The sequence below is a fragment of the Olivibacter sp. CPCC 100613 genome (assembly GCF_036959255.1).
In the GTDB taxonomy this organism is placed as follows: Bacteria; Bacteroidota; Bacteroidia; order Sphingobacteriales; family Sphingobacteriaceae; genus Olivibacter.
Genome location: NZ_JAWMTI010000010.1, coordinates 172839 through 193640, shown reverse-complemented (window position 1 = coordinate 193640; position 20802 = coordinate 172839). Strand labels below are relative to the sequence as shown.

Below are 20802 nucleotides of genomic sequence, written 5' to 3'. Positions count from 1 at the left end.
TCTGATATGAAAATTATTATCGTTGGAAACGGCATGGTTGGGTTTAAATTTTGCGAAAAAATACGTAAAAAACCCAATAATGATCACTTTGAAATTACTGTTTATGGAGAAGAACATCGACCTGCGTACGATAGAGTTCATTTGAGTGAATATTTTTCAGGAAAATCTGCTGATGATTTACTGTTGGCTTCTGCGGAATGGTACCACGAACATCATATAAAATTAGTAACGGGAGAGCTGGTGACTGAAATCGACCCCATAAAAAAAAGAATAACCACGCATAAAGGAACAGTTGAACCGTATGATAAACTCGTATTGGCTACAGGTTCATCTCCATTTATGCCTCCTCTACATGGAATGGACAAAACGGGAGTTTTTGCCTATCGGACTATTGAAGATTTGCAGCAAATGGAAGCCTATGGCAAGTCTGCGAAAAAGGCAGTGGTAATCGGTGGCGGTTTACTGGGGTTGGAAGCAGCGAAAGCCCTGCTGGACATGGGGTTAGAAACTCATGTTGTTGAATTTGCAGACCGTTTGATGCCGCGTCAGTTAGATATAAGCGGGTCTCATGTATTACGCAATAAATTGTCAACTCTTGGCTTGCATATACATACTTCAAAGAGTACGAAGGAAATTCTGGGTAATGAAAGAATTTCAGGACTTTCTTTTGCCGATGGTGGTCTATTGGACTGTGATATGCTGGTTATTTCAGCGGGGATAAGACCAAGAGATGAGCTGGCAGTGAAAAGTGGGATACAGATCGGTAGTAGAGGTGGGATTTTAGTGGATAATCACTTACAGACGAATTTTCCGGATATTTATGCGATCGGTGAAGTGGCATTGCACAACGATATGATTTACGGTTTAGTAGCTCCAGGTTATGAAATGGCTGAAGTGGTAGCCTCCAGGTTATGTGGTGACAATGGGAAATCGTTTACGGGCTTTGATATGTCGACTAAGTTGAAGCTGATAGGTGTTGATGTGGCGAGTTTTGGAGACGCCTTGGATCTTGAAGAGGAGTGCGTTCCTATCGTTTATGAGAATAAAGCAAAAGGAATCTATAAGCGAATCAATATAACGAGAGACGGTAAATATTTAAAGGGGGGCATTTTGGTAGGAGATGCGGAGTCTTACAATATGCTTTTGCAGATAACACAAAATGCTTTGGCACTGCCCGAAGATCCTGCCGACTTAATTCTGGGAAGCCGTAGTGTCGGTCAGCGAGGCGGACAGGGCGTTGATGCTTTGCCTGATACGGCTCAGATTTGTTCTTGTGAGGGGATAACGAAAGGAGATATCTGTTTGGCAATTGCAGAAGGAGAGTTGACGGACTTGTCGGGGATAAAGAAAGTGACAAAAGCTTGTACGGGATGCGGTGGATGTACACCATTGGTAGCTGATCTTTTAAAATCTGTTTTAGAATCAGCGGGTAAGGTTGTAAAAAAGACATTATGCGAGCATTTTGCTTATACTAGACAAGAATTATACGACCTAATTAAAATTCAAAATATAAAGAGTTATAGTGAGCTTTTAGGACGCTATGGGGAAGGGGATGGATGTGAGGTTTGCAAGCCGGCAGTGGCCTCATTGCTCGCCAGTATATGGAATGAGGCCATTCTTAAACAAAGTACTATACAAGATACAAATGATCGTTTCCTGGCAAATATTCAAAAGGGGGGATCGTATTCGGTAGTGCCTAGAATACCTGCCGGTGAGATTACGCCCGACAAATTGTTGGTGATTGCCCAGGTAGCAAAAAAATACAAGCTTTATACCAAAATTACGGGAGGACAACGCATCGATTTATTTGGTGCCCAATTGCATGAGCTCCCTGCCATTTGGGAAGAGCTTATTGCTGCAGGTTTCGAAAGTGGGCATGCTTATGGAAAATCGCTTCGAACGATAAAAAGCTGCGTGGGCTCAACCTGGTGCCGATTCGGTGTGCAAGATTCTGTTGGCTTTGCTATAGAAATTGAAAATCGTTATAAAGGTTTGCGGGCACCTCACAAGCTAAAAGGTGCTGTTTCGGGTTGTATTCGAGAATGTGCAGAAGCTCAATCTAAAGATTTTGGAATTATTGCAACGGAAAAGGGGTGGAACCTATATGTATGTGGCAATGGTGGGGCAAGGCCGCAACATGCACAGTTGTTGATTGGCGATATAGACAAAGAAAGTTGTATACGTTATCTAGACCGTTTTCTGATGTACTATATCAAAACAGCTGAACCACTTACACGGACAGCTACCTGGTTGAACAAGCTGGAAGGTGGATTATCCTATTTGTATGAGGTGGTCGTGAACGATGCGTTGGGCATAGGTGCTGAATTGGAGGCTGAAATGGAAAGCTTAATAGTAAATTACGAATGTGAATGGAAACATGCCATTGAAGACGAATCGGTAAGGAAGAGATTCAAGCATTTTGCTAACAGCGATGAGGGAGATCCTTATATACAATTTGAAGAGCTTCGCGGACAAAAGACGCCTGCTAACTGGAATGTTATTGTGTAATTTTTAAATGAATAAGAATGCAAAAGATTGATTATTCGAATTATAAACCTTTGGACGAACAAAATGTAGACAATTGGATAAAGGTTGGAACTGCCGAGGAGTTTCCGGAAGATGGCGGATTGTGCTTTAAACACAGAGAACTTCAGATAGCGGTATTTAATTTCACCAATCGAAACGAATGGTTTGCATGTCAAAATCTTTGTCCACATAAAATGCAAATGATTCTATCAAGAGGTATGATTGGCTCGCAACAAGGAGAGCCTAAAGTGGCCTGTCCTTTCCATAAGAAAACATTTTCGTTGAAAACGGGTGAATGCCTTAATGGTGATGAATGTCGTATAACCACTTTTCCCGTTAAAGAGATCGATGGAGAGGTGTACGTAGGATTAATGGAGCACATAGAAGATATTACTCCACAGGATTTAGTTGTATAAAGACATAAAATCAATTTATGGATTATAATAAACCTTCACAGATTGCTGCAAACATGGTGCAGGCAGGTGTCGATAAAATGGCATTGACGAATACCGATTTACTGATTAGAGGGATACTGTCAGGTGCTATCTTAGGCTTTGGAACAACGTTGGCGCTAACCGCCACGGTGCAAACAGGATTAGCTATAATTGGTGCAGCATTATTTCCCGCCTGTTTTATTATCGTTGTTTTGTTGGGTTTGGAACTTGTTACGGGTAGCTTTGCCGTGTTGCCGATGTTGTATTTAGACAAACAGGTTGACGCACGATCGTTATCAAAAAATTTACTGCTGGTTTTTCTGGGCAACTTGATAGGAGGGATTCTCTATGCTTCCTTATTCTGCGTATCAACGACTCAGTTTGGTCATGAGGAGAAAAATGCGATCGCATTGCTCATCGTAAAGATTGCGGAAGCCAAAACCTTGGGATATGCTTCTTATGGTTTTGATGGTCTCCTCAGCGCATTTACCAAAGGTATTCTTTGTAATTGGATGGTTACAACGGGTGTTGTGTTGGGCATGAGCTCAACGTCCTCTACCGGAAAGATCCTCGCGTCTTGGCTACCGATTTTTATCTTCTTCGGACAAGGTTTTGAACATGCGGTTGTCAATATGTTCTTGATTCCCGCCGGTATGATGCTTGGTGCTAACGTGTCCTTTGCAGATTGGTGGTTATGTAATCAACTGCCCGTTACACTCGGAAATTTGGTGGGAGGTATCCTGTTTACGGCCATGCCTCTTTATTATTCATTCTATAAAAAAACGAAAAAGATCAGTCGTATTGAAAAAGGATATCCGATCCCAACGAAACAGGTGTCAATAGATGTAAAAGAAGAACAGTTCTCATAAACGTGGAACCGTACCCGATAATAAAAGCAATATTCGTAGCTTTGGGTAATATAAATGGACGCCAAACACTGTGCGAATACATACTCAGTATACTCAGTTTAACAGACTAAGAGCTTATTATCTACTTGCCCTTAGTATTATTGCCCTCAGCATTATCATCGGGCAATTTCTAGTGCAACGACATCTGCGGGAGCAAGAAAGCGATGCGCACGTTGTCAATATGGCTGGCAGGCAACGTATGTTGAGTCAAAAAATAAGTAAACTGGCGTTGCAAATAAATACAGTGTCTGGTTCAAAGGAGCGGCTCAACCTTTTGGACGAATTAGCTTCCGCGAATGGCGAGTGGGCAAAAAATAATACGAATTTACGTTACGGTAATGAAGCATTGGCTATACCGATCAGCGAGAGTAAAGATATTAATAAACTCTTTTTCGAAAATCAACCTATTTTTGATAGTATCTATTTTGCAAGTACGCGTATCTGCTTACAACTAAAAACAAAGCATAAGGAAAGCTATCCGTTGCTTCAAAACGATATTCAAACCGTTTTGAGACATGAACCTACTTTTCTTCAGCATATGGATTCGATTGTGTATCGCTTTGAAAAACTCGCTGCAGGAAAGATTGTGAGGTTGAAGCGTACAGAATATGTGCTCTTCGGTACTTCTTTGTTCATCATTCTATTGGAGATTTTATTAATTTTTATACCCACAACGCGACGAGTCAATGAAACGCTGGTCAAACTAATCAAATCAGAGCGCGATGCCCAACAAATGAGCAAGGAAATAGGTGCGCTTTACTCGTCTCTAGAGGAGTCTTATGAACGTATATCTGGTATTACGTTACCGGTAGCGCCGCCTCGGTTAATTGCTAAATCAGATAAAGGTGGAAATCTCTACTATATAAGCGAGCATTATTTACGCAATTTCAATCTTGAAGATCTGAAGCAGAACACCATCGCTAATTTGTTCGGCTTGACGGGGGAAGCGGCCGATGACTTCAATGAGCAATTGATTGATGTGGTGTCGAATTTAAAAAATTGGCGTAAAGAGTTAGCCTATAGCGATAAATATGGTGAAAAAAGGCATATGGATGTGCACATTGTACCCATATATAATCAAGAAAATGAAATAGATATTTTACAGGTTTTCGCTGCTGATTTGACACCAAGACGATTGGCGGAACAAGATATGTATAAAAAAGACAGAGCTGAAATAGAACGTAAAGTTAACGAACAAAAATTCAGATCTATTCTCGTTCTAGAGGGGCAGGAAGAAGAGCGAAAACGTATCGCTATGAATATACACGACGGTATTGGACAGATGCTTACCTCGCTAAAATTTCAAACAGCCTCTATTGATCTTTCCCGAATAAAAGAAGCCGAACGAAAATTAAATGAGTTAAATAAGCTTATCAAAGATATTATTCAAGAGGTACGTATTGTTACCTTCAATTTGAAACCACCTGTATTAAGTGATTATGGTTTGGTCGCCGGTTTAAAAAATCTGGTTCAGGAAATCGATAAACTAAGTGATAATCGACTTATTTTTGAGAATGTGACTGATTTTCAACAAAGACTGCCACCCAAAGTAGAGAATAACATTTACAGAATTGTACAAGAAGCGGTAAATAACGCCATCAAGTATGCCCACTCGCCAACAGTGGCCGTTTCTTTAGAACATCGCATTGATGAGCTTATCCTTACCGTAGAAGACGCAGGGGTAGGTTTTGAGAGTAAATCTACGGATCTATTCCATGCTGATTATGGACATGGTTTTTTAAATATGCAGGAGCGCGCCACCTATATTAATGGCAAGTTACTCATTGAATCAAAACCTGGGTTAGGGACAATTATAAAGCTTTTTGTACCTTTGAAAAGTAAACCAGGGAATATAACCATATGAGTAAAATTACTGTGCTTTTGGCAGACGATCATATTTTAGTGCGTAATGGTATCAAAGCAATGTTAGAAGCGGATGAGGACATCATAGTCGTGGGTGAAGCAGATAATGGTGTGCAGGCAGTTCAACGTGTTCATGAGCTTCAACCCGATTTGACGATCATGGATATTCGTATGCCTGAAATGAATGGTCTAGAGGCTTGTGAAACCATTAGGAAAAAAAATGAAAATACGAAGGTCGTTATGTTGTCAATGCATGATACTGAAGACTATGTGCTTGAATCTTTACGAGTTGGTGCCTGGGGCTATCTACTTAAAGATACAGATAGAGTCGAGTTTATAAAAGCATTGAAACAAATAAACAATGGGATTCGATATTATAGCGGTGCGGTATCGAATATATTAGCGAAGCAGCTGCTAGGAAAGGGAGCAAATGGCGTGCGCGTGAATGAAATCGTGGACAGCGGCGGTACCGATGTTTATGGATTGTCTAAACGAGAAAAGCAGATACTTGGTCTGGTTATCAATGGCAAGCATAACAAAGAGATTGCAGACGTTCTGGAAAAAAGTATACGAACGATCGAAACACACCGTTTTAATATCATGAAAAAGTTAGGGGTCAACAACGCCGTTGACATGATTAACAAAGCAATGCGAGAAAATTTATTGCAAAATACGTAATTTTACTTGTTTTTATTTCATTTTATACGTTTATTTACGTGTAAAATGAAATAAATATGCGTATATTCTCTTTAATTCTTTTTCTATTTCTACTTTTTGAAACGCAAGCGCAAACCAAACTGAGCGCAGAAATTCGCCCGAGAGCAGAGTTTCGAGATGGCTTTAAAAGACCATTACTTCAATCCGAAAATCCCGCTTTTTTTATTGAGCAACGGTCCAGGATTTACTTGAGTTATCGTAATGAGAAGATGGATTTAGTGCTTGTTCCACAAGATATACGCATCTGGGGTAATACGGATCAGGCAGGTAAAACAGATGCATCACTAACAAATTTTCAACAAGCATGGGCGGGGTTTAAATTAAATGCATCACATCGCTTTTTAGTTGGACGAATGGAGTTGGATTATGATAATGCGCGTATCTTAGGGAACCTTGATTGGGCGCAGCAAGGGAGGAGCCATGATTTGTTTAAATATGAATATAATGCGACTAGAAATCGTATCCACCTAGGATTGGCCTTTAATCAAGATGCGAATACGCCCGAGCCCCGGAAATTAAGCGAAACGTATTATCAAGGTCTAAATAACTATAAATCGCTTCAATTTGTTTGGTTTCATCATGATTTCAAACAGCTAAGCACCTCCCTTATCGCTTTAAATGAAGGAAGGCAATATGCACCTGACACGAGTTATTTTATGCAAACTGCCGGATTCTACACGCAGGCTGCGCTCCCTCCCTTCTCATTTTATGGAGAAGGGTATTATCAAACCGGTAACAATAGCAATGGTAGAGCGAAGCGTGCTTTTTTAGCTTCTTTGCAAATTGCCTTTACACCAAGGCCCGCTTATAAAATTGAACTTGGAAACGACTATCTTAGCGGTGATAAACAAGGATCAAGTAGGGATGAGGCTTTTGATCCTCTTTACGGTACCCATCATAAATTTTATGGTTATATGGATTACTTTTATGTTGGTAACGGGCACGGAAATAAAGGTTTAAATGATTTATTTTTGAAAATAAACTGGAGCCAAAAAAATTGGACGCTATCCGTGGACGGGCATCGTTTTTCAGCTGCAGCGGCTATATTGAATGAAGAAGGAACTGCTGAGACACGCTATTTAGGTACCGAATTGGATTGGACTTTTTCATACAATCTGGCAGAAGCTGTCAATTTAAAGGGCGGGTATTCACATCTATTTTATACATCGAGTATGGCACTTATTAAGCAAACTGGAAATCAAAGTGGACAATCATCCTGGGCTTGGTTAATGCTTAGCTTCAAACCAACACTTTTTCAAAGTGAACATCCTTAAAGATAACACATGGTCGACGAGTTATTATCCGCATATGATCGGGCACATTTAGTTCGAATATTTGTAAAAGGGGGAATGATAACCCCTGCTTATTTAATGTATGCACTTCGTGCAAGTGAGTTGGCTAATAATGATTTTATCCATTTTGGGTCAAGGGAAGACATCCTGTTTCCCGTTGAACAAAACAGATTGCCTCTGATAGAACAGCATTTAACAGCGCATCAAATTGACTTTGAATATGGAAAGCGAGATGCCTTTCAGAATATTGTGAGTAGTGCCATTGCTTTGGATATAACGACGAGCACAACTTGGCTGGATCTCGAAAAATACCGTGCTGTATTACAGAGTTTCAATTTTGTACCTCGATTAAAAATTAACTTGTCCGACCCTAAACAGGCGATGGTTCCCCTCTTTACCGGACATTTGAATTTTGTTGCTTCCGAAAATAGCGATTATTGGCATTTGTATTTACGTAGTGAACAAAACAAATACGAGCTGGAGAAATGGCCAACACTAATTCATTCATTGGACCTACCGAAACTTAGTAAGTTCATAGAAAGGAAATGGCAAAAGAATCCTAAATTATTGCTGGCAGATTTAATTGTCGGTCTGGCAGAGCACCTAAAACTGAACAGCATTGTAAGCAATGATGAATTAAAATTGCCGGATACTTTTTTCCCTTATTACGAGGGACTTAATAATATTGACGAAAATAATCTATGGCTGGGATTATATTGGCGCAATAACAGGTTTGATATTGAATTCTTAAAAAAATCCTGTGCCTTATGCATTGAAAACCACATTCCCTTTATTTACGTCAGTCCCTGGAAATCTTTTGTGATTAAAGGGATAAAATCTACACAGCAATTAAAATGGGAAAAGTTGATGGGCCAAATGGGAATTAATATGAGACATTCCAGTTTAGAGCTTAATTGGCATATTCCCGTATTGGATGACGAGGCCTTACTTTTAAAAAGGTACCTGGTTCAGGAATTGGATCAACAAGATATTTGCACGCATGGTCTTACGTTCACAATTGATACGGCTGAAGATAAGCGGTGGTTTACCAGCATTGTCATACAAAAAGACAATATCTTAAGTAGTCACCATCTGGCAGGGTACAATGTGTTGTATGCCAAAGAATTTAATCCGAATAATACCGTTTATTACAGTTACGCAAAGCAAGTTGGTAAAGAAATCCTGCCTGCTTTACTGATTGAATTAAGTAAGCTCTATTATAAAAGATTCAAAATATAAAGGATCGGGTATTTGAGACTTATTTATTGTATTCAATTGCCACTTATGTAACATTCTTGGCCGGCAATAGGAATTTAAGCTAAAAAAAGATATTTTTGGTAGAGGTCTTTGCAGATCTTTGTAGTAAGCGTATTCTAAATACAGAGTCTGCTGGTTTATCGCTTTTTTTAACCACAATAAACAATATGGCAGCATTCAATATTATAATTAACGGCAAAAAACATCAAGTAGATGCGGATCCGCAGATGCCCTTGCTTTGGGTAATACGGGATATAGTCGGTTTAACCGGAACAAAATATGGCTGTGGCATTGCGCAATGCGGCGCTTGCACAGTACACATAGGGGATCTGGCAGTACGTTCTTGTATGTTTCCAGTACAAAGTGTTGGTGATGACCCCATAACAACGATTGAAGGGCTCTCTGAGAAGGGCGATCACCCGGTTCAGAAGGCTTGGAAGGAGATAGATGTACCTCAATGTGGCTATTGTCAAAGCGGCCAGATTATGACGGCGGTAGCTTTGCTGAAGAAAAACCCCAATCCGACCGAGGAAGAGATTCACCGAACAATGACGAATATATGTCGTTGCGGAACCTATAACCGTATTAAAAAAGCTATAAAACAAGCATCACAGCAGTCCTAGCTCGTGTTAAAAAAACCATTAACAAATAATTGACTCAATTATGAAGGAAGGGATTAAGAAATTGAATAGAAGAGATTTTATCCGTGTAGGAGCTTTGGCGGGAGGTGGATTATTTTTAGGTTTTAATTCGTTATTATCCTGTTCAGATGAGGACAAAAGCGGTAAGTTGGTAGACTTGAATGCGTTCATCAAGATCGATACAAGCGGTCAGGTTATTATTATAAATCCTAATCCGGAAATAGGACAGGGGGTGAAAACCGCTTTGCCTATGTTGGTAGCAGAAGAACTGGATGTAGATTGGACGACAATAAAAGTGGAACAGGCAGGTTTAGATACCCAAAAATATAAACGGCAAGTAGCAGGAGGCAGTGGTTCAGTACGGGAGAGCTGGGATTCATTTCGACAAATAGGTGCTACTGCAAGAGCCATGTTAATTAGTGCAGCGGCGACGAAGTGGGCATTAAAGGAAGAAATGCTGACAACCAAAGATGGGATGGTTGTTAACAAACAAAATGGCGAAAAAATTCCGTATGGCAAGTTGGTAGAACTAGCTGCTACTTTGGAAGTACCTCAAAATGTTGTAATAAAATCCCCCGAATCTTTTAAACTTATTGGTAAACGTATAGCCAATGTTGACAATGAGGCAATTATTACAGGCCGATATCGATATGGTATTGACACGAAGAGAGAGGGGATGCGCTATGCAACCGTTATCAGACCTCCCGCTTTCGGACAAGTACTAAAATCCCTGGATGATGGAGAAGCCCTTAAGTCAAAGGGTATAGAACAAGTGCTTCGTTTTGATAATAAAATCGCGATAATCGGCCTGTCGACTTGGGAGGTTTTTCAAGGAGCGAAAAAGATAAAAGCCGAGTGGGCAGATGAAGGGATTTTGGAAGGTACAATGGATTATCGGGAAAAGCTAAAAATGGCCTTATCAAAAAGTCCGAAAGAAGATTCAAAGCGAAAAGACGGAAATGTCATTGCGGCATTATCTGCCGCCTCAAAAATTGTCGAACTGACGTTTGAAGCCCCGTTTTTAGCCCATAATACGATGGAACCAATGAATTTCTTTGCGCACGTGAAGAAAAATGGTGTAGAACTCCATGGCCCTATACAAACACCAGAGCGTACGCGTACACGAATTGCTGAATTATTGAAATTTCCCGAAGAAAATGTATCTGTGATGATGACGAGAATGGGAGGGGGCTTTGGAAGAAGGTTAATGTCTGATTTTGTTGAAGATGCTGCCTGGGTATCTAAATTGGGTGGTGAAATACCTGTAAATGTGATATGGTCTAGGGAAAGTGACATGACCGGTGGTTTTTACAGGCCTATGTATAGCTATAAATACACAGCTGGTGTCGATGCAAATAATAAATTGGTTGCATGGCATCATCGTTCCATTGGGGTAGGGGCGGGAGCGGCAAGTGCAGACAGTTTCCCCGCGGGAGCAATTCCGCATTATCAAGTAGATTCGGATATTTATCCCTCACCTGTACCAACCGCTCCATGGCGCGGGCCAACCCATAACTTTCTTGCCTTCAGTGAGCAATCATTTATTGACGAGATTGCGCATCAGACAAATAAGGATCCTGTCAGGTTCCGTTTGGAATTACTGGAACAGGTCAGAACAAATGCTGTCGGTAAAATAAAGTATGATCCTTTACGGTTCGCCGCTGTTATTCAAAAAGCTGCGGAAGTTTCCGGTTGGGGAAAATCGAAAGATCATAATATATTTCAGGGTTTTGCAGCTCATTTTTCATTTGAAACCTATGTCGCAGAGGTAGCGGAATTAGTGAAGCAAGCAGATGGAAAACTCAAGCTTAAAAAGATTTATTGCGTTGCAGATTGTGGAACGGTTGTTAATCTCAGTGGAGCTGAGACACAACTAGAGGGGGCCATTATAGATGGTATCGGACATGCAATGTATGCAGAGCTAAGTCTCACAAAGGGCAAACCTGATCAAAGCAACTTCAATAATTATCGGATGATTCGTATGGCTGAATCACCCGAAGTGGAGGTTCATTTTATAAGAAGCAATGAACGGCCAACGGGTTTGGGGGAACCTGGTTTACCACCAGCGGCACCTGCTCTTGCCAATGCTGTCTTTGCTGCAACGGGAATTCGACTCAAAACACAGCCATTTGTTAAAAGCGGTCTTTTTATATGAACGAATTGCCTTTATACTTGGATTATTGTGCAACTACACCCTGTGATCCGCGCGTTGTGGAGCAGATGTTACCTTATTTTGGCAACTATTTCGGCAATGCAGCCAGTAAAGATCACCATTATGGGTGGATGGCGAAAGAAGCGATTGAATTTGCGAGAGAGCAAGTGGCAGAATTGATCGGTGCGAGACCACAGCAAGTGATTTTCACTTCAGGCGCGACAGAATCTATTAATCTGGCATTGAAGGGACTTGTAGAAGGGAGTGGTCGAAAAGGCAATCATATTATTACAACAAAAGTGGAACATGAAGCTGTATTGGATTCTTGTCGATACCTCGAGCAGCAAGGAAATACCATTACGTATCTGGAAGTCAATAAGGAAGGGGATTTTTCGTTGGAAGCCTTAGAACGTGCTATTAGGCCTGATACACTTGCAATTGCTATTATGTATGCAAATAATGAAACAGGTGTTATTAATCCGGTAAAAGAAATAGGTGCAATTGCAAAGAAATATCAAGTATTGTTTATGTGCGATGCAACGCAGGCTGTTGGGAAAATTCCCGTTGATGTTCAGATCGATGGAATCGATCTGTTATGTTTTTCGGCTCACAAAATATATGGTCCAAAGGGAGTTGGAGCACTTTTTATAAGCAAGAAATTACGAAGGACACTTGTTTTTAAACAACAACATGGAGGGGCTCATGAAGGGGGATATAGAGGCGGTACGCTAAACACGGCCGGTATTGTAGGTTTTGGCCGGGCAGCCACCATATGTAGCGAAGAAATGGAGATGGAGGGGGCTCGTCTACAAACGCTTCGAAATCGTTTTGAGGCCTCGTTGTTGAAAAATGTGACCGGACTCGTTGTTAATGGAGGAACAAATAGGTTGCCACATGTTAGCAATATACTATTGTCAGGAATAGATGCAGAAGGATTGCTGTTGAAGGTTTCCAAATATTTAGCATTAAGCCGTGGCAGTGCCTGTTCCGGACTAACGCAGCAGGTATCGCATGTGTTAACGGCCATGGGACTAACGAAAGAAGAAGCGCATCAGACGGTACGAATCAGTCTAGGTAGATTTACAAAGATGGAAGATATGCTCTATGCCATTACTATATTAAGTGATGCAATAAAGGAAATGTTATCGGAAAAGAGATTAAACATAGTTAAATCGAGTTGATGAAGGAAATAAAGCAAATCTTAAAGGCCTATGAAATAGCCCGTCAGAAAGGGCAGCGTGTAGCATTGGCTACAGTCGTACACGTGGAAGGGTCGTCTTACAGGGGGCCGGGAGCGAGAATGCTAGTGAACGAAGATGGTACGCTTACCGGTGCGATCAGTGGTGGTTGTCTTGAGGGAGATGCTTTACGAAAAGCATTGATGGCCATTGTCGAAAACAAAACACTGCTTACGACCTATGATACCAGTGATGATGACGATGCTATTTTCGGGATGGGGTTGGGGTGTAATGGTATTATCCGCGTATTGATAGAACCCATTAATCACAAAGATAATGCGAACCCAATTGAACTGTTAAGGGAAGCGATGCGTACTAGAAAGGCAAGTGTAATTGTTACTTTCTTTTCTTTACGCGATAAATGGAGCCAGTTACAGGGAACCCATTTACTGATTAAAAATGACAGCGCGGTTTTTAAGTCGGGCATATTTGCGTTACCGGTCGACATCTTTTTAAAGGACATTCATAAAACTTTCGAACAGCAATATACATGCTTTGTGAAGTATGAAACATCAGGCATATCTGCTGAAAATACGACGCTCACGGCAATTTTTGAATATTTAGAACCGAACGTCTCGTTGGTAATTGCAGGGGCAGGGAATGATGTCTTTCCGTTGGTAAATATGGCGGAAATATTGGGTTGGCAAATTACCCTAGTTGACGGGCGACCTGCTTATGCAACAACCTCACGTTTCCCGTCCTGTCAAATAGTTGTTTCCGATGCGGATAAGGCCTTCGATAATGTTCTATTGGATGACCGAACTGCTGTCGTTTTAATGAGCCATAATTATCATTATGACAAAAGCTTATTAAAAGTATTATTGTCTGAAAACTACGTACCATACATTGGTATGTTAGGTCCCAAAAAGAAAAAAGACAGAATTTTAGCAGAGTTAGATGAAGCGGGCGTCCTCTGGCAGGACGAGGCTTTAATTCGCTTATTTAGTCCAATTGGATTGAATATAGGTGCGGAGACGCCCGAGGAAATAGCCTTGTCTATTATTGCGGAAATTAAAGCTATTTTTGCCAAAAGAGAAAGCGGGTTTTTACGGGATTACCCTGGAAAGATTCATAGTAGGAACAATCAGATTATCAACTCGCGATTATAGATAAATGCCGACACGGAACGGAATCATATTACTGGCAGCTGGTTCTTCTCGTCGTTTGGGAAGACCAAAACAGTTACTGTCCTATCAGGGCAATACGTTGATTCGTCGAAGTGTTCAGGTTGCTGAGCGAACGAATCCTGCCGCATTGGTCGTTGTTGTGGGAGCTATCGCGGAACTTGTGACGAAAGAAATTAGCGAGCAAAAGATTGATATTGTATTTAATCCTCATTTTCAAGAAGGAATTGCGTCGTCCATCCGATGTGGTGTTGATTTTATTTTGACGAACTATGAAGAAATAGAGAATATAATCATTATGGTATGCGACCAACCTTACGTAAATGAAACGCATATAAGAAAACTCATAAATGAGCAGCAAAGAACAAAGGTGAAAATTGTAGCCAGTTCCTATGCTCGCCAGTTGGGGGTACCTGCTTTATTTAATAACGTTCTCTTTAAAGAACTGAGTTGCTTAAAAGGAGATACAGGCGCCAAGGGGCTCATTCAAAAGTATTGGAAAGAAACAATGGCTATTTCATTCCCTTTAGGTGAAATAGATGTGGATACAGAAGAGGTTTATTCGAATCTGATTATCGCAACGAATGATAAACAGCAATAAGAATGGTGAATAATAAAATAGTTGATAGATTCGGTAGAGTCCATGATTATTTGCGGATATCTTTAACGGACAAGTGTAACCTTCGTTGCTTTTACTGTATGCCGGAAGAGAGTTATGATTTTACGCCGATGAAGCACTTAATGTCATCGGAAGAGATAGAAATTATCGCAAATCATTTTATTCGTTTAGGCGTCAATAAAATAAGACTTACGGGTGGTGAACCGATGGTTCGAAGTGATTTTGGAGATATTATTTTGCGACTGGCTAAACTACCGGTGAGTTTGCACATTACCACGAACGCTATCTTGTTAGATCGTTATTTCGACACATTGAGAGAAGCAGGTATTGACACATTGAATATTAGCCTGGATACCTTATCACCGGAAAAATTTAAAAAACTAACGCGAAGGGATAAGTTTGATATAACGCTGCAAAATATTACTGATGCGCTTGAACGAGGTTTTCAGGTGAAAATCAACATGGTGGTAATGAGAGATTTCAACGAAGATGAAATAATAGATTTTGCGGCATGGACAAAGAACGAAAAGTTAGATGTGCGCTTTATTGAGTTTATGCCTTTTGAGGGTAATAAATGGACGAGCAATCAGGTCTTTAGTTTAAAGGAAATAATAAGTCTCGTTGAGTCAAGATATGAAATTCAAGCAGTGGAAGGAACGTTACACGATACCGCTAAGCATTACAAAATCCTTGGGCATCAAGGTGAATTTTCAGTTATTAGTACGATGAGTGCTCCATTCTGTGCCGGTTGTAATCGTTTGCGGTTAACGGCTGACGGGAAAATGAAAAATTGCCTATTCTCAAAAAATGAGAGTGATTTATTAGGAGCATTAAGGAATGGCCTGCCACTTGAACCGTTGATTTTACAAAATATTTCAACCAAGGCAGAAAAATTAGGCGGACAGTTCAATGTTGATTTTAATGAACTTAAACAAGAAAACCTCGAAAACAGGAGTATGATAAGTATCGGAGGTTGATAAACAAAAAATAATAGATATGGATCAGCCGATTAGTGTTGACGAAGCAAGGCATATTATTAACAAGCAACAATTTAAGAAAAAGGCGGTCGATGTACCTGTTCAAGGTGCTTTCGGAAGGGTGTTAGCAACGGATTTACATGCACCTGCTGACATACCTGCATTTGATCAATCGTCGATGGATGGTTACGCCTTTTCGTTTCAAAATTGGAATCCGGGACAGTCATTGCCTATCGTCCATGAAGTACCGGCCGGGAGTAAAGCGAGAATTGAAGTGAGTGGTTCAAGAGCGGTACGCATCTTTACAGGTGCGCCACTTCCTCTCGGTACAGATACCGTGATTAAACAGGAGGTAGTTGAAGTAAAAGATAACCACATTTTCATACAGGATCCTGATATTTCTTTGGGTGATCATGTAAGGCTGAAAGGATCGGAAATAAAAAGAGGAGAACTAGCCTTATCTGCAGGCACAACGCTAAGCCCTGCTAGTATTGGTTTTTTACGTGGAATTGGTTTGGCCAATGTTAATGTATTCGCTCCGCCTAGCGTTGCAATCGTGATTACCGGTGATGAACTCCAACAACCGGGCATTCCGCTAGCCTATGGTGAAGTGTATGAGGCGTCTTCTGGTATGTTAACTGCAGCTCTTTTGCAGATGGGAATAAGTGAGATTAAGGTATTTTACGCAAAGGACAGCTTGGCCGATACAGTTAAGCAACTGCAAGATGCACTGGTATTCGCAGACTTGGTGATGCTTACGGGCGGGGTGAGTGTTGGGGATTATGATTTTGTAATACGTGCTTCAGAAGCCTGCGGCATTGAGAAGCTTTTTCATAAGATTAAGCAACGTCCAGGGAAGCCCTTGTTTTTTGGACGAAAATCGGAGCAAGTTATATTCGGACTTCCCGGAAACCCTTCTGCTGTGTTGACTTGCTTTTATGAATACGTATGGCCGGTTATACGGGCTCTTGGTGGTCAAGAGAACCAATTAAAAACGCTCAATGTGCCATTAGCAGCTGCTTATACAAAAAAACATCAACTGACACATTTCTTGAAAGGATATTACCACCAGGATAAGGTCATGATACTTCATGCGCAAGAATCTTACAGACTACACTCATTTGCGAGGGCTAATTGTCTTGTTGCATTGAAAGGGGAAATGAAGAGCTATTTGGAAGGCGAGTTGGTTGAAATACATTTACTTCCTGCTTATGGTTGATTTATTGCGACGGTAGACCTTCGTTATTGTTTTTATATTCTTTATTTATTTTTGCCTAATTTGATACAGAATGGCTATTTCAATATTATTCTTCGGTCAATTAACTGATGTGACAGGTTGTTCACAATTGAAAATAGCGCATGTTCGGGATACCGATCAATTGAAGGATTCTCTTGTGGAACGTTATCCTTTACTTGCTCATACAAAATATGTGATAGCAATCGATAAGAAAATTATTAGAACCAACGTAATGTTACCACAAGAAGTGGAAGTCGCTTTACTTCCACCGTTTTCAGGAGGATAAGATAAAGAGGTATGGAAAGAAGTTTAAGCGAACGCTATCATCGACAAAGGATACTGAGGGAATTTGGTGTCATTGGGCAACGGAAGCTGTTGCAAACATCGGTGCTTGTAGTTGGAGCAGGTGGCTTGGGATGTCCTGCCTTACTTTATTTAACAGCTGCAGGTTTCGGCAGAATTGGTATAATCGATAACGGTTTGATTGAATTAAGTAATCTGCACCGACAAATATTGTATGGAACACAAGATATTGGGAAGAAGAAGGTCTCCTGCGCTAAAGATGCACTTCAAAAAGTAAATTCAGACGTTGAAATAGACACGTTCGACGTACACCTCACTTCATCGAATGCTATCGATATTATAGCAGGTTATGATATTGTAATTGACGGTACCGATAATTTTGAAAGTCGATATTTGATCAATGATGCCTGCGCTATTTTAGAAAGACCATTAATTTATGGGGCGGTTTCTAAATACGAAGGTCAAGTCGCTATTTTTGCAAACGGCATAAATTACCGGGATATTTTCCCCCACCCCCCAAAGGATGGCGAGATTATGAACTGCAGTGAAGCAGGTGTTTTAAATATCTTACCCGGTATTATTGGTAATTTTCAAGCCAATGAGTGCATCAAATTGGTAACAGGTATAGGTGAGCCTTTAATAGGAAAATTATTGACTTATAACGCATTAAATAATCAAACCTATACAGTAGAAATTGATCGTACGGAGTTAAGCAAGCAGTTAAGACCAAAAAGCAAGCAGGCTTTTCAAGAGGTTGATTACGCATATTTATGTGCCGTACAACAGGCAAGTTTAGAAGAAATTAGTGCTGAAGAGTTAAGGTCATTATACACGCACAATAATATTGATATCGTAGACGTCCGTGAAGCTTTTGAAACACCTAAGTTAAAAAAATACAGTCCTATAGAAATTCCGTTATCTACCTTAGATAAAGAAATTAGATGGATTCAAAAGGAAATCGTTGTGTTCGTTTGTCAAAGCGGAAAACGAAGCTTACTGGCGGCCAGACGTTACACAGAAATGATCCAGCCTCAAAAGAAAATGGTGTATAGCTTAAAAGGTGGAATAAATTCACTAGAACGTCCGATTTAAGAATTTTGTAGCGTATTACGGAAAAATAAAATAATTGATATGGTTGACATCACCTATAAATTTAACACCTTACGACAAGCAATTGCTGTGGCTATTATAAAGGTTTCTTCGGAAGACACGATAAAGGCCATCATTAATAAAGAAGTTCCGAAAGGAGATGTTTTTGAATTTTCGAGAGCTTCAGGTTTATTGGCAATTAAAAAAACAGCTGATTTTGTTCCTGATTGCCATCCTGTTCCCATCGAATATGCTCATATCAGTTTTGACCTACAGGATTTATCGATCATTGTCCACGTGGAAGTACATACAATTTACAAAACTGGGGTAGAAGTAGAAGCAATGCACGGAGCAATGAATGTTGCACTCACGATTTATGACATGCTTAAACCAATTGATAAAGCCATTGAGATAACAGGAATAAGGTTGGAAAGCAAAAAGGGAGGTAAATCTGACCTATTACAGGAAATGGTGCAAAAACCATTTAAATGTGCGGTGGTGGTTTGCTCAGATAGTATTGCACGAGGCTTAAAAGAAGATCGTTCCGGTAAAATTATAGTTAACAAGTTAAAGAAACATGGCATTCAAGTGAGTGAGTACGTTGTCGTACCCGATGAGAAAGAGATCATTCAGGAAAAAGCAAACTATTTTAAAGAAAACGATTATCAGCTGCTACTTTACACCGGTGGCACGGGCCTTTCGCCTCGCGATACAACCCCGGATGCTATAAAGCCCTTGTTGGATCAGGAGATTCCGGGCGTTATGGAAGCCGCTCGTGCCTACGGGCAGCAACGCACCCCTTTATCAATGTTGTCTAGAGGGGTAGCAGGCTTTATCGGAGCAATGTTAGTTATCACATTGCCAGGCTCAACCAAAGGAGTGGAGGAAAGTATGGATGCTTTATTTCCAGCTATTTTACATGTTTTTAAAATAAAGAAAGGCTTCGATCACGGTTAGTTAGTAATCAATTTATTACGCTTGTTTGCGATGGCCGAATTTGATAGAATTAATTCACTATATTTTTTGAGGGCTGGTGATTTATCAGTGTTTTTGTAATTGTTTTCCCTATTTGTTCGATCGTTTGGCTGACAATGGCATCCGGTGTTCCCTTAAACAATTCACGGCAATTCATTACTTTATCACCGAGGGCGATGCTGTAAAACATCGTTCCAACTGGTTTTTCTGCGCTTTCACTACCGCCTGCACTAAGTAACCCGGTAACTGCAACGAGCACGTCGGCATCGATCAAGTTCTTTAATAGAACAGCCATTTCTTGTGTTACTTCTTTTGATTCGGGAGAATATTGATCTATTAAACCTTTGGGCACCCCTAAAAGTTCTTCTTTAAGTTTTGCATCGTAACAGACGATGCCCCCCTTTAAAAATGTTCCTGCATTTGGTAGTTTTGCATACGTTGATGTTAAAACACCTCCGGTTGCACTTTCTGCAAAAGCAATCGTCAATCGACGATCCTTGAGCAATTTGGCACATTGCTCTATTGAAACTGAATCTGCTTTTATCATGATCACTTCATTATTAATGTAATAACCATTATTGTTTTATTTTGTTCGTTTGCCGTTTTGAAGGTAGATGAACCTATCCAAGATTAAAGACACGCTATTGCAGATTTTAGTACACCATAAAAATATGGCCAAATTTCTTGTATAAACCTACTTGTCTGTGGCAGGGATATTGTATCTTATTGATTGAACTGATTAAAGGAATAAAAAAAAATCATTATGGTACCTAACAAGAACAGTAAAATGAATATCGATATCGATGGAACCGGGAAAATTGAAACAGTGGATGTACTAAGACAAGGAGATATTTTTGTGGTTAATAGGGGTGCGGGCAAACAGCTATCTATCACCAATAATAGCGAAGGGGCCTGGCATTTGGTTAATGGCGTCGCTGATCAACAAAGTATCGATAATATTGGAAGAGCAATAAGCGCTCATTTTCGCTCAACAAAGCTTTAAAACGTAAAAGGAGCGGTCTATTAGGTTGCTTCGGAGAATGAACAAAAGTTGCGATATATTGTTTGTTTAATAGTTGCCTCAATCTGAAAAAATAGGAGATAGGCAGTTGATTTAAACAAGAAGTAATGGCAACGATAAATCGTAATGATCTTTTAAAACTAGGTTTTGAAGATTCGGAAGGTCCTGTGTTGAGCGATAGTTTGGACTATATTGTTATACGATATTATATACACAAGGATAAACCATGGATTGGTATTGAAGAACATTACCCCAAAAGGTATGGAAATCAGGTCGATCCGTCTCATATTACCTCTGCAGTTATTAATTACGGGACCAAAAAAGGTAAAATTGTTTATAGTAAAGATGAAGTAAATGCCTTTTTGTCTTCACAAGGAAATATTCCCTTTAAGAAAAAACCTTTGAAAAACAAATAGGGGTATAGCCGAA

At 40.2% G+C, this 20802-nt stretch carries 20 protein-coding genes and 1 pseudogene; 20 read left to right on the top strand and 1 reads right to left on the bottom strand.

Going from position 1 to position 20802, the window contains the following annotated elements; all coding sequences use genetic code 11:
- The first annotated feature begins 6 nt into the window (after positions 1-6).
- The 18 genes and pseudogenes from nirB to moaCB all read left to right on the top strand — a co-directional run bounded on the left by nirB (position 7) and on the right by moaCB (position 19334).
- Positions 7-2508: a nitrite reductase large subunit NirB gene (gene nirB / locus RYH73_RS23600; protein ID WP_335315957.1), complete on the top strand. Its 2502-nt coding sequence runs from the start codon at positions 7-9 to the stop codon at positions 2506-2508.
- 17 nt (positions 2509-2525) lie between these two features.
- On the top strand, positions 2526-2942 hold the full coding sequence (gene nirD, locus RYH73_RS23595) for a nitrite reductase small subunit NirD (protein WP_335315956.1): 417 nt from the start codon (positions 2526-2528) through the stop codon (positions 2940-2942).
- Positions 2943-2959: 17 nt separating this feature from the next.
- Positions 2960-3829: a formate/nitrite transporter family protein gene (locus RYH73_RS23590; RefSeq protein ID WP_335315955.1), complete on the top strand. Its 870-nt coding sequence runs from the start codon at positions 2960-2962 to the stop codon at positions 3827-3829.
- Positions 3830-3899: 70 nt separating this feature from the next.
- Positions 3900-5732 (top strand): sensor histidine kinase, encoded by a 1833-nt coding sequence (locus RYH73_RS23585; protein WP_335315954.1) that lies wholly within the window; start codon positions 3900-3902, stop codon positions 5730-5732.
- On the top strand, positions 5729-6409 hold the full coding sequence (locus tag RYH73_RS23580; protein WP_335315953.1) for a response regulator transcription factor: 681 nt from the start codon (positions 5729-5731) through the stop codon (positions 6407-6409). Before RYH73_RS23585 ends, RYH73_RS23580 begins: the two co-directional genes overlap by 4 nt.
- Positions 6410-6465: 56 nt before the next feature.
- Positions 6466-7722: an alginate export family protein gene (locus RYH73_RS23575; protein WP_335315952.1), complete on the top strand. Its 1257-nt coding sequence runs from the start codon at positions 6466-6468 to the stop codon at positions 7720-7722.
- 9 nt (positions 7723-7731) lie between these two features.
- The gene (locus RYH73_RS23570; protein WP_335315951.1) at positions 7732-8979 is read left to right on the top strand and encodes a hypothetical protein; all 1248 of its coding nucleotides are present in this window, start codon (positions 7732-7734) and stop codon (positions 8977-8979) included.
- Between the two features lie 185 nt (positions 8980-9164).
- Positions 9165-9620 carry a (2Fe-2S)-binding protein gene (locus tag RYH73_RS23565; protein ID WP_335315950.1) on the top strand — a complete coding sequence of 152 codons (456 nt, stop codon included), beginning with the start codon at positions 9165-9167 and terminating at the stop codon, positions 9618-9620.
- Between the two features lie 40 nt (positions 9621-9660).
- Positions 9661-11793, top strand: coding sequence for a xanthine dehydrogenase family protein molybdopterin-binding subunit (locus tag RYH73_RS23560; RefSeq protein WP_335315949.1), 2133 nt, complete (start codon positions 9661-9663; stop codon positions 11791-11793).
- Positions 11790-12971, top strand: a complete 1182-nt coding sequence (locus RYH73_RS23555; RefSeq protein WP_335315948.1) for a cysteine desulfurase family protein — start codon at positions 11790-11792, stop codon at positions 12969-12971. Before RYH73_RS23560 ends, RYH73_RS23555 begins: the two co-directional genes overlap by 4 nt.
- Positions 12971-13201, top strand: a pseudogene (locus tag RYH73_RS26720) (XdhC family protein); the annotation flags it as partial. The gene RYH73_RS23555 and the pseudogene RYH73_RS26720, both read left to right, overlap by 1 nt.
- Before the next feature lie 324 nt (positions 13202-13525).
- On the top strand, positions 13526-14137 hold the full coding sequence (locus RYH73_RS26715; protein WP_442946141.1) for an XdhC family protein: 612 nt from the start codon (positions 13526-13528) through the stop codon (positions 14135-14137).
- A gap of 4 nt (positions 14138-14141) precedes the next feature.
- The gene (locus RYH73_RS23545) at positions 14142-14753 is read left to right on the top strand and encodes a nucleotidyltransferase family protein (RefSeq protein WP_335315946.1); all 612 of its coding nucleotides are present in this window, start codon (positions 14142-14144) and stop codon (positions 14751-14753) included.
- Between the two features lie 2 nt (positions 14754-14755).
- Entirely contained in the window at positions 14756-15748 is a 993-nt protein-coding gene (gene moaA / locus RYH73_RS23540; RefSeq protein WP_335315945.1) for a GTP 3',8-cyclase MoaA, read from the top strand.
- Between the two features lie 19 nt (positions 15749-15767).
- On the top strand, positions 15768-16967 hold the full coding sequence (locus tag RYH73_RS23535; RefSeq protein ID WP_335315944.1) for a molybdopterin molybdotransferase MoeA: 1200 nt from the start codon (positions 15768-15770) through the stop codon (positions 16965-16967).
- 70 nt (positions 16968-17037) lie between these two features.
- Complete coding sequence (locus RYH73_RS23530) at positions 17038-17271, top strand: MoaD/ThiS family protein (RefSeq protein ID WP_335315943.1); 234 nt, start codon at positions 17038-17040, stop codon at positions 17269-17271.
- Between the two features lie 11 nt (positions 17272-17282).
- A complete protein-coding gene (locus RYH73_RS23525) occupies positions 17283-18380 on the top strand; it encodes a HesA/MoeB/ThiF family protein (protein ID WP_335315942.1) in 1098 nt (365 codons plus the stop codon).
- Between the two features lie 39 nt (positions 18381-18419).
- The gene (moaCB, locus tag RYH73_RS23520) at positions 18420-19334 is read left to right on the top strand and encodes a bifunctional molybdenum cofactor biosynthesis protein MoaC/MoaB (protein ID WP_335315941.1); all 915 of its coding nucleotides are present in this window, start codon (positions 18420-18422) and stop codon (positions 19332-19334) included.
- 49 nt (positions 19335-19383) lie between these two features.
- Here moaCB and RYH73_RS23515 read toward each other — a convergent pair whose 3' ends face one another.
- Positions 19384-19899, bottom strand: coding sequence for a CinA family protein (locus RYH73_RS23515; RefSeq protein WP_335315940.1), 516 nt, complete (start codon positions 19897-19899; stop codon positions 19384-19386).
- A 216-nt stretch (positions 19900-20115) separates the two neighbouring features.
- Here RYH73_RS23515 and RYH73_RS23510 point away from each other — a divergent pair, with 216 nt between their 5' ends.
- Positions 20116-20355 carry a hypothetical protein gene (locus RYH73_RS23510; RefSeq protein WP_335315939.1) on the top strand — a complete coding sequence of 80 codons (240 nt, stop codon included), beginning with the start codon at positions 20116-20118 and terminating at the stop codon, positions 20353-20355.
- A 125-nt stretch (positions 20356-20480) separates the two neighbouring features.
- Complete coding sequence (locus RYH73_RS23505; protein WP_335315938.1) at positions 20481-20789, top strand: hypothetical protein; 309 nt, start codon at positions 20481-20483, stop codon at positions 20787-20789.
- Positions 20790-20802: the final 13 nt, after the last annotated feature.